Source organism: Pseudomonas sp. JL27(2026) (genome assembly GCF_056933555.1).
In genome coordinates this window covers 3,314,752-3,328,206 of the sequence record NZ_CM167794.1, presented here as the reverse complement: position 1 = coordinate 3,328,206, position 13,455 = coordinate 3,314,752, and the positions used below count along the sequence as shown (strand labels likewise).

The following is a 13,455-nucleotide window of genomic DNA, read 5'->3' as shown; positions in this document are numbered from 1 at the left end:
TGAATATTGCCCGATCAATCAACACCGACTCCATGTGGGAGCGGGCTTGCTCGCGAAGACGGTTTCACATTCAACACTGATGCTGACTGCAAAGCCGCTTTCGCGAGCAAGCCCGCTCCCACACTGGGAAGTGTGTTCATTCAGGCGTTACGCGGTTTACGCCCCGAGACAAAATGGCTCACATCATTGAACCCCGGTGTCGACGAATGCCCCGGCGTCACCAGCGAGTCGATGAAGGCCTCGTCTTCGGCCGTGATCTTCACCGCCTGAGCCTTGGTGTACGCGTCCCACTGGGCTTCGGTACGTGGCCCGACGATGGCCGAACTGATCGCCGCGTTGTTCAGCACCCAGGCGATGGCAAATTCGACAATGCCCACGCCGCGCTTTTGCGTGTAGTGCTGAATCTGCTGGGCGATGCGCAGCGATTCCACGCGCCATTCGGTTTCCAGAATGCGTTTGTCCTGACGCCCGGCGCGGCTGTTGGCGTCGGGGGCAATGTCGGGGGCGTACTTGCCGCTCAGCACGCCACGGGCCAGCGGGCTGTAAGGCACCACGCCGAGGCCGTAAGCCTGGGCGGCGGTGATCTGTTCGGCTTCTGCCTGGCGGTTGACGATGTTGTACAGAGGTTGGCTGATCACCGGGCGGTCGACACCCAATTGATCGGCAATGCGCACCACTTCCGCGATGCGCCAGCCACGGTAGTTGGACACGCCCCAGTAGCGGATCTTGCCCTGGCGCAGCAGGTCGCCAATGGCGGAGACCGTCACCTCCAGCGGCGTGTTGTGGTCCTCGCGGTGCAGGTAATAGATGTCCAGGTAGTCGGTGCCCAGGCGCGTCAGGCTGGCGTCGATGCCGTTGAAAATGTGCTTGCGGTTCAACCCGCAGCGGTTGGGCACGCCGTCTGCCGGGCCGAAACCGACCTTGGAGGCCAGCACCCATTCATGACGATTACCGGCGATACCTTCGCCGACGATTTCTTCCGAGCGACCGTCGGTATAAACGTCAGCGGTGTCGATGAAGTTGATGCCCTGGTCCCAGGCCTTGTTGATGATACGCAGCGAGTCTTCGGCGCTGGTCTGCTCGCCGAACATCATGGTGCCCAGGGTCAGGGTGGACACTTGCAGCCCGGAGTGGCCTAGCGTGCGGTAGCTCATGGACAAGTTCCTTTGCCGGTGAAGACCTGAAGGGGTCGCAACGCCCAATCAAATACCAGAACACGCATGTGGGGCAATCTGAATTATCGACTCAGCGACTGACAGCGCGCCTGCAAAAACGCCTGCAGCACTTTGACCCGCTCCGAGACCTGGACCCGGTGCGGGCACAACAGGTAGAACGGTGCGCTTTCCCCCTGCCAGTCGTCGAACAACGTCACCAGACGGCCGGCGCGGACATCGGCGGCCACGTCGAACCAGGCTTTGTAGGCGATGCCGTGGCCGCTCAGGGCCCAGCGCCGGGCGACTTCGCCGTCATCGCTGAGGTAGTCGCCGCGTACCTGGACCTCCTGGACTTCATCGCCACGGCTGAAGCGCCAGCTGTTGTAGGGCCGGCCGTTGCGCAAGTAGAGCAGGGCGCTGTGTTCGCTCAACGCGGCGGGTGTGCTCGGTGTGCCGTGTCGGGCGAGGTACTGGGGGCTGGCGCAGGCCACGCGCCGGTGCTCCGCAAGGATCGGCAGGGCCACCAGGGTCGAGTCGGTCGGGACGCCGAAACGCAGGGCGACATCGACGGTCTCGCGAAACAGGTCCGCGTGACGGTCACTGAGCAGCAGTTGCAACTGAATGTGCGGATGTTCGTGCTTGAATTCATCCAGCCACGGCAGCAATACATTGCGCCCGAAATCTGAGGGCGCGGCCAGTTGCAGTACGCCGCTCAGCCCCTGGGTCTGCTGCTTGAGTGCCTGCTCGCCCTCTGCCAGCGCGGCGAGGGCCAGGCGCACGCTTTCCAGATAGCGCCGACCTTCCTCGGTGAGGCGCATGCTGCGGGTCGAGCGTGCGAACAAGCGGATGCCGAGGCGGGTTTCCAGGCGTTTGAGGGCGATGCTGGCGGCGGCCGGGGTCAGTTCCAGGGTTCTGGCGGCAGCGGAAATGCTGCCGGAGTCAGCGGTGCGCACGAAGATTTCCAGGTCGAGGATCGAGCTCATTAGTAAAAATCCTTTAAAGATGCTTCTTTTTTACCGGGATTTTTCCGTGATTGGCAAGCAAGGATGATGCAGTCCTCTTACTTGACAGGGTGTTTGCCATGAACACGTTCAATGCGTCCTTGCCCAATCACTGCGCAGGGCTGATCAAGGTCGGCAAGCGAGGTGTGCTGTGAGCTGGCAGTTCGACCATCTGGCATTCAACACCGTCGATGGCGCAGCGTTGCAATCGGCTTTCCAGGCGCTGCTGGGATTGCAGCCGGGCCGTCGACCGCCGTTTCCGTTTCCCGGTCGCTGGTTGTATCAGGACGACGAGGCGCTGGTGCATGTGATCGAACAGCCGGGGTTCGTCGAGAGCGCCCTGAGCCACATTGCGTTTCGTACTCAAGAGGATGCCGCGCAGGTGTTGCAGAGGGTTCGCGAGAGCGGCTTGCCCCACCAAATGGCGCAGGTGCCGGAGGACGGCACCTGGCAGATCTTCGTGCAGTTACCGGCGGGCATGGTGTTGGAGCTGGACGCGCCAGCCGCCACTGGGCTGTCGATCAGCCATGAGTACGCGAAGGAGGGTGGTGCGCCGGACACGTAGCTATCCGGCGCATAGTCCTTTACGGGTTGCGCAACTGACGGGTCATGCGCAGGGCCAACAGGCTACCGGCGACAATCACCCCGGCCAGCACGTACAGCGCAGCGTCGGTCGAGCCGCTGCTGTCCTTGACCCAACCCACCAGGTAGGGGCTCAGGAAACCGGCCATCTGGCCCATGGAGTTGATCAGCGCCAGGCCACCCGCGGCAGCACCGGCGCTGAGCATGGCGGTTGGCACCGGCCAGAACATCGGCAAACCGGTGAGGGCGCCCATGGTGGCGATGGTCAGGCCCAGGATGGCAATGGCCGGGTTGGCGGCGAAGTTCACCGCGATCAGCAAACCCACCGCACCCATCAGCATCGGCACCACCAAATGCCAGCGACGTTCTTTATGCAGGTCGGCGGAACGGCCCACCAGCAACATGAACACCGCTGCCAGCAAGTACGGAATCGCGCTCAGCCAGCCAATGACGAGATTGTCGCTGAAGCCCAGGTTCTTGATGATCGACGGCAACCAGAAGTTGATCGCGTAGACGCCACTCTGAATGCAGAAGTAAATCAGCCCGAACGCCCAGATCGCCGGGTTCTTGAATACGGCCAGCAGCGAGTCGGTGGCGGTTCTTGGTTTGTTGGCCAGGTCCTCTGCCTGATCCGCTTCAAGCACCGCACGTTCTTCAGGCTTGAGCCATTTGGCGCTGGCGAAGTTGTCGCTCAGCAGGAAGTACGCCAGTGCGCCAAGGACGACCGTGGGGATGCCTTGCAGCAAAAACATCCACTGCCAGCCCGCCAAGCCACCCTGGCCTGCTGCGAAGTGGTTGAGGATCCAGCCCGAGAAGGGGCTGCCCAGCAAGCCCGACACCGGAATCGCCGACATGAACAGGGCCATGATGCGGCCACGGCGAAAGGTCGGGAACCACTGCGAGAGGTAAAGCACCACGCCCGGGAAGAACCCGGCTTCGGCGGCACCCGTGAACAGGCGCAGGGTGTAGAACTCGGTTGGGGTGGTGACGAACAACAGGCAGGTCGACAGTGTGCCCCAGGTCACCATCATCACCGCGATCCAGCGTCGTGGGCCGAATTTGCTCAGTGCCAGGTTGCTCGGCACGCCGCACAGCACATAGCCGATGAAGAAGATCCCGGCCCCGAGGCCGTACACGGTTTCGCTGAATTTCAGCGCGTCGAGCATCTGCAGTTTGGCAAATCCAACGTTGACCCGGTCGAGGTAGTTGAACAGGTAGCAGATGAAGATGAAGGGGATCAGGCGCAGGGTAATGCGCTGGTAGACGGCGTTTTTATCGTCAGCGGTGGCCAGGGTGGCAGCGACGCTCTGTGACATGGCGGCTCTCTCTTTATTATGATTTTGTGCGATGCGAGGGTAGGGGCTGTCACCAAAGGTCAACAGCCCCTATCGTTGATCACCCAGTGAGTCTCGGTTACCCCAGGGCCGCTGTCTTTGTGCCTGAGCACAGGGTTTACCCGCCGCACCTGTGCGGGTGACCAATCCACCGCACGCCGTTTTCAAGGACCACGCCGCTATGTTCGAACTCGATCACGACCTGGCGCAGGATATCGTCGACCGGGCGATGGCCATCCTGCCTTACAACGTCAACGTCATGGACAGCCAGGGGCTGATTCTGGGCAGCGGTGAGCCGGAGCGGATCAACACCCGCCACGAAGGTGCGCAATTGGTGCTGGCCAATGGTCGGGTGGTGGAAATCGACGCGCAAACGGCGATCCATCTCAAAGGCGTACAGCCGGGGATCAACTTGCCGCTGTTGCTCGACCAACGGTTGATCGGCGTGTTGGGCATTACCGGTGAGCCGGAGTTGCTGCGCACTTACGCCGAACTGGTGCGCATGACCGCCGAAATGCTCGTCGGCCAGCGCAACCAGCAGGCTGAGCAGCAATGGCGGCGCCAACGTTGCGACGATCTGCTGGCGTTACTGCTCAGCGAGTCCGGCGACTCGCCGCGGCTGATCGACGAGGCGCAACAGTTGGGCCTCAAGCCGCAGTTGGCGCGGGTGCCTTATCTGTTTGAACTGGGGCTTGAACACGGGCCGGGGCAAACCGTCGAGGCTTTGAGTGCCTGGCTGATCTCGCGGTATCCCGATAGCTGGTGCGTCAGCTCGGCAAAGTCGTCGTTGCTGTGGTGTCGACCGGCCGCGCAAACGCTGGAGAATGATCGCCTGCTGGAAAAACTCGATACTCAGGGCTGGAACATCCTGCGCATCGCGGTGGGTGGCCAGGCCGATGGTTTGCAGGGGTTGCGCCGCTGTTATCGGCGCGTCGGTGACTTACTGGCCTACGGGCGCGACGTGTTACCCGAGTCGCGACTGTTGACGCTCAATCGCTATCGGTTGCCGGTGATGCTCTGGCGTCACCGCAACGATGATGCGCTGGACGAATTGCTCAACCCGCTGCGCAAGGTCATCGCCAGGGACGGTAATGGTCAGTTGCTGGCAACGTTGCGCAGTTGGTGTGAACACGACGGTCAGAGCCAGGCGTGCGCCGATGCGCTGGGCATTCACCGCAACAGCCTGCGCTACCGGATGGAGCGCATTGCCGAACTCAGCGGCGTCGATCCGTTGCGCCTCGACGGCATGCTTGCGCTGTACCTGGGGGTGCAACTGCTGCCGCAGACCGATGCCCATCCATGACAATCAACCCCAACCGCCGTAGAGCACGACGATGATGAGGGAATGATTTTGTGGAAATGAACAATAAACCCCACGACGACTTGTGCAGCGGACCGGCGTCATTGTTCAGTTCAACTGGCAGCATGGGGTGCATTGGAACCGGAGAACTTACATGAAAATCGTCATCGCCCCTGATTCGTTCAAGGACAGCCTGAGTGCCGAAGGGGTGGCCACGGCCATTGCCCAGGGGCTGGCGGAAGTCTGGCCGCACGCGCAGCTGATCAAGTGCCCGATGGCCGACGGCGGTGAAGGCACGGTCGAGTCGGTGCTGGCGGCGTGCGACGGGCAGTTGCGCAGCACGCGGGTGCAGGGGCCGCTCGGCACGGCAGTCGATGCCCATTGGGGCTGGTTGCCCCAGAGCCACACCGCGATCATCGAAATGGCCGAGGCCAGTGGTTTGCAATTGGTGCCGGTGGGCCAGCGTGACGCCTGCACCAGCAGCACGGCGGGCACTGGGGAGCTGATCCGCGCCGCGCTCGATGCCGGTGCGCAGCGGATCATTCTGGCGATTGGTGGCAGCGCGACCAACGATGCCGGGGTCGGCGCGCTGCAAGCGTTGGGCCTCAGGCTGCTGGATGCTGCTGGTCAATCATTGGCGCCGGGTGGCCTGGCCCTGGCCCAACTGGCGCAGATCGACCTGAGCGAGCTTGACCCGCGCCTGGCTCAGGTGCGCTTCGACATTGCCGCCGACGTCAACAACCCCCTGTGTGGCCCTCAGGGCGCCTCGGCGATTTTCGGGCCACAAAAAGGCGCCACGCCGCAGCAGGTCCAGCAGTTGGATCAGGCCCTGGGGCATTTTGCGGCGCTCTGCGCGCAGAGCCTGGAAAAAGACGTCAGCGACGAACCCGGCAGTGGTGCGGCAGGCGGTTTGGGGTTTGCGGCCAAGGCTTTTTTGGGGGCGCAATTTCGTCCGGGTGTCGAGGTGGTCGCAGAACTGGTCGGCCTTGCCGATGCCCTGCGCGATGCCGACCTGGTGATCACCGGCGAAGGGCGTTTCGATGCCCAGACCTTGCGTGGCAAGACGCCGTTTGGCGTGGCGCGCATTGCCCATCAGCAGGGTGTGCCGGTCATCGTGATTGCAGGCACCCTGGGCGAGGGTTATCAGCAGATGTACGAACATGGTGTTGACGCCGCGTTTGCCCTGACGCCCGGCCCGATGAGCCTGGAACAGGCCTGCGCAGAGGCGCCACGGCTGTTGCGTGAGCGCGCCCGCGACATCGCCGGGGTCTGGCGGATGGCGGTTCGCAAGGGTTGATGCTCAACAGGGCAGGTGTTTCAGTGGTGAAACACCAGTCACATCCAGAAATATTTTCTCCGGGGCGTGCATAAAAGCTCAAGGTCGGCCGATACCTGTAACAGGCGCACAGATCAATTAAAAAAGCGGCGCCGACCTGTCGGTGGGGCGCGATCTCCTGCCGGGCAGCGTTCACGGCATGGATGCTTGTAGACCGTCACTACCCGAGAATCATCCTATGTCCTTACGTAACATGAATATTGCGCCTCGAGCTTTCCTGGGTTTCGCTTTTATTGCGTTGTTGGTCATCGTGCTGGGCGTGTTTGCCGTGAACCGCATGTCGATCATCCGCCAGGCGTCTATCGACATGGAAAGCACCCAACTGCCCAGCGTCGGGTTCCTTGGCAACGTCACGGAAAACGTGTTGCGCCTGCGGATTCTATCGTTCCGGGTGCTGGTCAACCGTGACCCGGCAGGTTTGCAGGAGGCCGAAACGCGCATCAGCGCCCTAGTCGACAAAGTCCGCCAGGCGCAAGCCAGCTATGCGGCGTTGCCGGCGGGTACAGAAGAGGCGGCGTTGGCCAAAGTGTTTGCCGCCACCCTGGACAGCTATCTGCAAGCTCAAAACCAGATGATGGAGCTGTCGCGGGCCAACAAGCTCGACGAGATGCGCACCTTGATCAATACCCGTATCAAGGACGGCACCGACCTGATGGGCGAGCAGTTGAACAAACTGATCGCGATCAACGCGGCAGACGCCAAAGCCGCTTCCGCCGATGCGGGCGAGCACTACAGCGGCGCCATCACGGGGATTGTCGTGGTTTCTGTCGTCGCGGCGCTGGCCACCGTGTTGCTGGCGTGGTTGTTGACGCGCAGCATCGTTGCACCGCTGAACAGGGCGCTGGACGCTGCCGAAACCATCGCTGGCGGCAACCTGACCAAAGCCATCGAGATCGACGGCAATGATGAACCGGCGCGCTTGCTCAGCGCGTTGTCCGCCATGCAAGGCAACTTGCGCAAGACCATCGAACAGATCGCCGGCTCTGCGAACCAGCTCGGCGCGGCGGCCGAAGAACTCAGCGCCGTGACCGAAGAAGCGTCACGCGGCCTGCAACAGCAGAACGACGAAATCGAACAGGCCGCCACCGCCGTCAACGAAATGACCGCGGCCGTGGAAGAAGTGGCGCGCAACGCCGTGTCGACCTCCGAAGCGTCTAATCAGTCGACCCAGGCTGCTCGCGAGGGCCGCGACCGGGTGGTGGAAACCGTCGGTGCGATCCAGACCATGACGCAGGATGTGCAAGCCACCTCGCTGATGATCGAAGGCCTGGCCACGCAGGGCCGTGACATTGGCAAGGTGCTGGACGTGATCCGCGCCATCGCCGAACAAACCAACTTGCTGGCCCTGAACGCAGCCATTGAAGCGGCCCGTGCCGGTGAGGCCGGGCGCGGATTTGCGGTGGTGGCGGACGAGGTTCGGGCGTTGGCCCATCGCACCGCGCAATCGACTCAGGAAATCGAAAAAATGGTCGCCGGGATCCAGAACGGCACCGGCGAAGCAGTCGAATCGATGGCGCAAAGCAACCAGCGCACCCAGAGCACCCTGGAACTGGCCCGTGCGGCCGGTGAGTCACTGGAGCAGATTACCCAGTCGATTCATCAGATCAACGAACGTAACCTGGTCATCGCCAGTGCGTCCGAAGAGCAGGCGCAGGTCTCGCGTGAAGTTGACCGCAACCTGGTCAACATCCGCGACCTGGCGACTCAGTCCGCTGCGGGTGCCAACCAGACCAGCGCCGCCAGCCACGAACTGTCGCGTCTGGCGGTGGATTTGAACGCCATGGTGGCGCGTTTCGTGATTTGAGGTAGGGTTCACTCTGGAGCTCGCGCGACAGGAGAGTGACATGCGCTATTCAGCCTTGACCCAACGAATCGCCGGCGATGGTGCCCAAGCTTGGCAGATTCACTACCGAGCGCTGGAACTGCGCGAGCAGGGCGTCGATGTGTTGTTGCTGTCGGTCGGCGACCCGGACTTCGATACTCCGAGGCCGATCGTCCAGGCGGCGATCGACAGCCTGCTGGCCGGCGATACCCATTACGCCGAAGTGCGTGGCACCCGGGCGCTGCGTCACAGCATCGCCCGGCGCCATACCCGGCGCAGCGGTCAGGTGGTTGAGGCCGAGCATGTGGTGCTGTTGCCAGGCGCGCAATGCGCGGTGTACTCCGTTGCTCAATGCTTGCTCGACCCAGGCGACGAAGTCATCGTCGCCGAACCCATGTACGTCACTTATGAAGGAGTATTCGGCGCCTGCGCGGCCAAGGTCGTGCCCGTGGCGGTGCGGCCCGAAAACGGTTTTCGCGTTGTCCCAGCCGACGTGGCCGCACTGATTACCCCCAGGACCCGGGCCATTTTGCTCAACAGTCCGAACAACCCGTCCGGGGCCAGTCTGTCGCTGTCGACCTGGCAGGCACTGGCGCACTTGTGTATCAGTCATGACCTGTGGCTGATCAGTGACGAGGTCTACAGCGACCTGCTCTACGAAGGCCGGCACATCAGCCCGGCCAGCCTGCCGGGCATGGCCGAACGCACGGCGACCCTCAACAGCCTCTCCAAATCCCACGCCATGAGTGGTTGGCGCGTGGGCTGGGTAATCGGCCCAAAACCGCTGGCGGAACACCTGGTGCACCTGTCGTTGTGCATGCTGTTCGGTCTGCCGGAGTTCATCCAGAACGCCGCACAGGTGGCCCTTGATGCGGACTTGCCGGAACTGGCACAGATGCGTGACGAGTATCGCCAGCGTCGCGACCTGGTGTGCGCCAGCCTGAGCGATTGCCCGGGACTCAACCCGCTCAAGCCCGATGGCGGCATGTTCGTGATGGTCGATGTGCGCCAGACCGGTGTAGGTGCACAGGCGTTTGCCGAGCGGTTGCTGGAAGGTTACGGCGTCTCTGTGTTGGCCGGCGAGGCCTTCGGGCCCAGCGCGGCAGGGCATATCCGCATTGGCCTGGTGGTAAGCCAGGTCAAGTTGGCGCAGGCCTGTCGGCGTATCGCGCAGTGTGCCGCAGACTTGCTGGAGGCGCGTCCGCGCTGACGCTCATCGGATCGACAAATGCCTTCTCATTCACCCGTGACCCTTATCCCCCTGGGTTAACAAAAGATAACGTGGCGTCGATTGTCAGACCTTTCGAAAGCTGGATAGGATAGCCCTGCTTCCAAAGGGGCTCTAGATTGCAGGTTTGCGGACACCGGTCCGCCAGTCAGTCAGCAGAAACGCCCTTTATGGCGCCCTGAAAGGTTGAATGACCTAACAATAATAATGGGGGAAAGGTCTATGAGTGAGCCTGTCATGGGTGTGGGTTCTTGCCGCCCGCTGGCGCTACGCAGATTCGCGTTGCTGGCTACAGCGCTCTCGCTGGTGGGCTCTGCGGTGTTATCAGGGCCTGTCCTGGCCGCTGCCACGTCGGCGGCCGATGCCGTTTATTCCATCGAATCCGATAAATCCGCCAAGGGCCTGATGCTCGATGTGGTGCATGCCGGCAAGCGCCTGGTGGCCGTCGGCGATCGTGGGCACATTCTTTATTCCGATGACCAGGGCCAGACCTGGACCCAGGCAAAAGTGCCCACCCGCCAACTGCTGACCGCTGTGTTCTTTGTCGATGACCAACACGGCTGGGCTGTCGGCCACGATGCGCAGATCCTCGCCAGTGAGGACGGCGGCATCAACTGGACCAAACAATACGAAGATTTGAAGCGCGAAGCGCCATTGCTCGACGTCTGGTTCAAGGACGCCAGCAACGGCTTCGCCGTGGGTGCTTACGGGGCGTTGGTGGAAACCACCGACGGTGGCAAACACTGGGAAGACGTCAGTGATCGCCTGGATAACGAGGACCAGTACCACCTCAATGCAATTGCCGCCGTCAAGGATTCGGGGCTGTTCGTCGTCGGTGAGCAGGGCAGCATGTTTCGCTCCGCTGATTGGGGGCAAACCTGGGAACGCCTGCAAGGCCCGTACGAGGGCTCGCTCTTCGGAGTGATCGGCACGGCGCAACCGGCGACGCTGCTGGCCTACGGTTTGCGCGGCAACCTGTTTCGTTCCACCGATTTCGGCAGCACCTGGGAGCCGGTCGAACTCAAGGCCGCCCGTGGTGATCTGGAATTCGGCCTGTCCGGTGCAACGCTGCTGGACGACGGCTCGATTGTGATCGTCGGTAACGGCGGCAGCGTGGTACGCAGCAGCGACGATGGTCAGACCTTCAGCGTCGCCAACCGCTCCGACCGCATTTCCATCTCGGCGGTCACCGGGGCAGGCAATGGCAACTTGATTCTGGTCGGACAGGGCGGCGTTCGCGCCACTTCGCCAACCGGCACCGAGCTGGGCAAATAATAAGAAGGCGGGGCTATGACATCCATGAGCAGTCATCACCAGGACAAGGCGACGTTTCTCGAGCGCCTGATATTCAACAACCGCCCGGCAGTGATCGTCATCTGCCTGCTGGTCAGCCTGTTCCTGTTCTGGCAGGCCACGCTGATCAAGCCTTCCACCAGTTTCGAAAAAATGATCCCGCTCAAGCATCCCTTCATCGAGAAGATGATGGAGCACCGCAATGATCTGGCGAACCTGGGCAACACCGTGCGGATCTCGGTGGAAGCCAAGGACGGCGATATCTTCTCCAGGGAGTACATGGAGACGCTGCGCCAGATCAACGACGAAGTGTTCTACATCTCCGGTGTCGACCGCTCCGGCCTCAAGTCGTTGTGGAGCCCGAGCGTTCGCTGGACTGAAGTTACCGAGGAAGGCTTTGCCGGTGGCGAAGTGATCCCGCAGAGCTACAACGGCTCGGCCGACAGCCTTGAACAACTGCGTAACAATGTGCTCAAGTCCGGTCAGGTCGGGCGGCTGGTGGCTAACGACTTCAAGTCGAGCATTGTCGATATTCCGTTGCTGGAGTCCTATCCGGACCCGGCGGACCAGGGCAAGTTGTTGGCGCTGGACTACCAGAAGTTCTCCCATGAACTGGAAGACAAGATCCGCAACAAGTTCGAAGCCCAGAACCCCAATGTAAAGATCCACATCGTCGGGTTCGCCAAGAAAGTCGGTGACCTGATCGATGGCCTGATCATGGTGGTGATGTTCTTCGGCGTGGCGTTCATCATTACGTTGGTGCTGCTGTACTGGTTCACCTGGTGTATTCGCAGCACCATCGCGGTGTTGATCACCACCCTGGTGGCGGTGGTCTGGCAGCTTGGCCTGATGCACGCATTCGGTTTCGGCCTCGACCCGTACTCGATGCTGGTGCCGTTCCTGATTTTCGCCATCGGCATTTCCCACGGCGTCCAGAAGATCAACGGGATTGCCTTGCAGTCCGGCGAGGCGGACAACGCCCTGACGGCGGCGCGGCGTACGTTCCGTCAACTGTTCCTGCCGGGGATGATCGCGATCCTCGCGGATGCGGTCGGGTTCATCACGCTGCTGATCATCGACATCGGGGTGATTCGTGAGCTGGCGATCGGCGCCTCCATCGGGGTGGCGGTGATTGTGTTCACTAACCTGATCCTGCTGCCGGTGGCGATTTCCTACGTCGGTATCAGCAAGCGTGCCATCGAGCGCAGCAAGAAAGACGCGACCCGCGAGCATCCGTTCTGGCGCATGTTGTCGAACTTTTCCAGCGCGAAAGTGGCTCCAGTCTCCATTCTCATCGCCCTGATCGCGTTTGGTGGCGGGCTTTGGTACAGCCAGAACCTGAAAATCGGCGACCTCGATCAAGGTGCGCCGGAGCTGCGTCCGGACTCGCGTTACAACAAGGACAACAACTTCATCATCAGCAATTACTCCACCAGCTCCGATGTGCTGGTGGTGATGGTCAAGACCAGGCCTGAAGGCTGCTCGCGCTATGAAGCCATGGCGCCGATCGATGAATTGATGTGGAAGATGCAGAACACCGAGGGCGTGCAGTCGGCGATTTCCCTGGTGACGGTCTCCAAGCAAATGATCAAGGGCATGAACGAGGGCAACCTGAAGTGGGAAACCCTGTCGCGTAACCCGGATGTACTGAACAACTCCATTGCTCGCGCTGACGGCCTGTACAACAACAGTTGCTCCCTGGCGCCGGTGCTGGTGTTCCTCAACGATCACAAGGCTGCGACCCTTGATCGTGCGGTCCATGCGGTGCAGGAGTTTGCCAAGGAGAACAACAAGGAGGGCCTGGAGTTCATCCTGGCCGCCGGTAACGCCGGGATCGAGGCGGCCACCAATGAGGTGATCAAGGAGTCGGAGCTGATCATCCTGATCCTGGTGTACATCTGCGTGGCCACCATGTGCATGATCACCTTCCGTTCGTGGGCGGCCACCTTGTGCATCGTGCTGCCGCTGGTGCTGACCTCGGTGCTGGGCAACGCGCTGATGGCGTTCATGGGGATCGGGGTGAAGGTCGCGACCTTGCCGGTGGTGGCGTTGGGGGTGGGGATTGGCGTGGATTACGGCATCTACATTTACAGCCGCCTCGAAAGCTTCCTGCGAGCAGGTCTGCCGTTGCAGGAGGCGTACTACCAGACGCTCAAGTCCACGGGCAAAGCGGTGTTGTTCACCGGCCTGTGCCTGGCCATCGGCGTGGCGACGTGGATCTTCTCGGCCATCAAGTTCCAGGCTGATATGGGGCTGATGCTGACCTTCATGCTGCTCTGGAACATGTTTGGTGCGCTGTGGCTGTTGCCTGCACTGGCGCGGTTCCTGATCAAGCCGGAAAAACTCGCGGGGCAGAAGGGCAACTCGCTGTTTGCTCACTGATCGCCACGCCGCACATGAAAAGC

Annotated in this window: 10 protein-coding genes and 1 pseudogene; 8 read left to right on the top strand and 3 right to left on the bottom strand. The window is 61.7% G+C overall.

The annotated features are described in order from the left end of the window. Positions 1-140 precede the first annotated feature (140 nt). Together AC1Z1G_RS15060 and AC1Z1G_RS15055 are read right to left on the bottom strand one after the other, a co-directional pair. A complete protein-coding gene (locus AC1Z1G_RS15060; protein WP_483620869.1) occupies positions 141-1,154 on the bottom strand; it encodes an aldo/keto reductase in 1,014 nt (337 codons plus the stop codon). Between the two features lie 83 nt (positions 1,155-1,237). Then, entirely contained in the window at positions 1,238-2,137 is a 900-nt protein-coding gene (locus tag AC1Z1G_RS15055) for a LysR family transcriptional regulator (RefSeq protein ID WP_483620868.1), read from the bottom strand. A gap of 169 nt (positions 2,138-2,306) precedes the next feature. Here AC1Z1G_RS15055 and AC1Z1G_RS15050 point away from each other — a divergent pair, with 169 nt between their 5' ends. After that, positions 2,307-2,720 carry a VOC family protein gene (locus tag AC1Z1G_RS15050; RefSeq protein ID WP_483620867.1) on the top strand — a complete coding sequence of 138 codons (414 nt, stop codon included), beginning with the start codon at positions 2,307-2,309 and terminating at the stop codon, positions 2,718-2,720. 19 nt (positions 2,721-2,739) lie between these two features. Here AC1Z1G_RS15050 and AC1Z1G_RS15045 read toward each other — a convergent pair whose 3' ends face one another. Then, positions 2,740-4,053, bottom strand: a complete 1,314-nt coding sequence (locus AC1Z1G_RS15045; protein WP_483620866.1) for an MFS transporter — start codon at positions 4,051-4,053, stop codon at positions 2,740-2,742. 199 nt (positions 4,054-4,252) lie between these two features. On the opposite strand from AC1Z1G_RS15045, the gene AC1Z1G_RS15040 reads away from it, so the two are divergent. From AC1Z1G_RS15040 to AC1Z1G_RS15010, 7 genes and pseudogenes are all read left to right on the top strand, one after another. Then, positions 4,253-5,374 carry a sugar diacid recognition domain-containing protein gene (locus AC1Z1G_RS15040; RefSeq protein WP_483620865.1) on the top strand — a complete coding sequence of 374 codons (1,122 nt, stop codon included), beginning with the start codon at positions 4,253-4,255 and terminating at the stop codon, positions 5,372-5,374. Between the two features lie 151 nt (positions 5,375-5,525). After that, positions 5,526-6,668, top strand: a complete 1,143-nt coding sequence (locus tag AC1Z1G_RS15035) for a glycerate kinase (RefSeq protein WP_483620864.1) — start codon at positions 5,526-5,528, stop codon at positions 6,666-6,668. A 178-nt stretch (positions 6,669-6,846) separates the two neighbouring features. Beyond that, positions 6,847-7,653, top strand: a pseudogene (locus AC1Z1G_RS15030) (MCP four helix bundle domain-containing protein); the annotation flags it as partial. Continuing rightward, entirely contained in the window at positions 7,648-8,511 is an 864-nt protein-coding gene (locus AC1Z1G_RS15025; RefSeq protein ID WP_483627863.1) for a methyl-accepting chemotaxis protein, read from the top strand. The pseudogene AC1Z1G_RS15030 and the gene AC1Z1G_RS15025, both read left to right, overlap by 6 nt. Before the next feature lie 40 nt (positions 8,512-8,551). Next, positions 8,552-9,739, top strand: coding sequence for a pyridoxal phosphate-dependent aminotransferase (locus AC1Z1G_RS15020; protein ID WP_483620863.1), 1,188 nt, complete (start codon positions 8,552-8,554; stop codon positions 9,737-9,739). 240 nt (positions 9,740-9,979) lie between these two features. Then, entirely contained in the window at positions 9,980-11,032 is a 1,053-nt protein-coding gene (locus tag AC1Z1G_RS15015; protein WP_483620862.1) for a WD40/YVTN/BNR-like repeat-containing protein, read from the top strand. 24 nt (positions 11,033-11,056) lie between these two features. Next, on the top strand, positions 11,057-13,432 hold the full coding sequence (locus tag AC1Z1G_RS15010) for an efflux RND transporter permease subunit (RefSeq protein ID WP_483620861.1): 2,376 nt from the start codon (positions 11,057-11,059) through the stop codon (positions 13,430-13,432). The last annotated feature ends 23 nt before the right edge of the window (positions 13,433-13,455 follow it).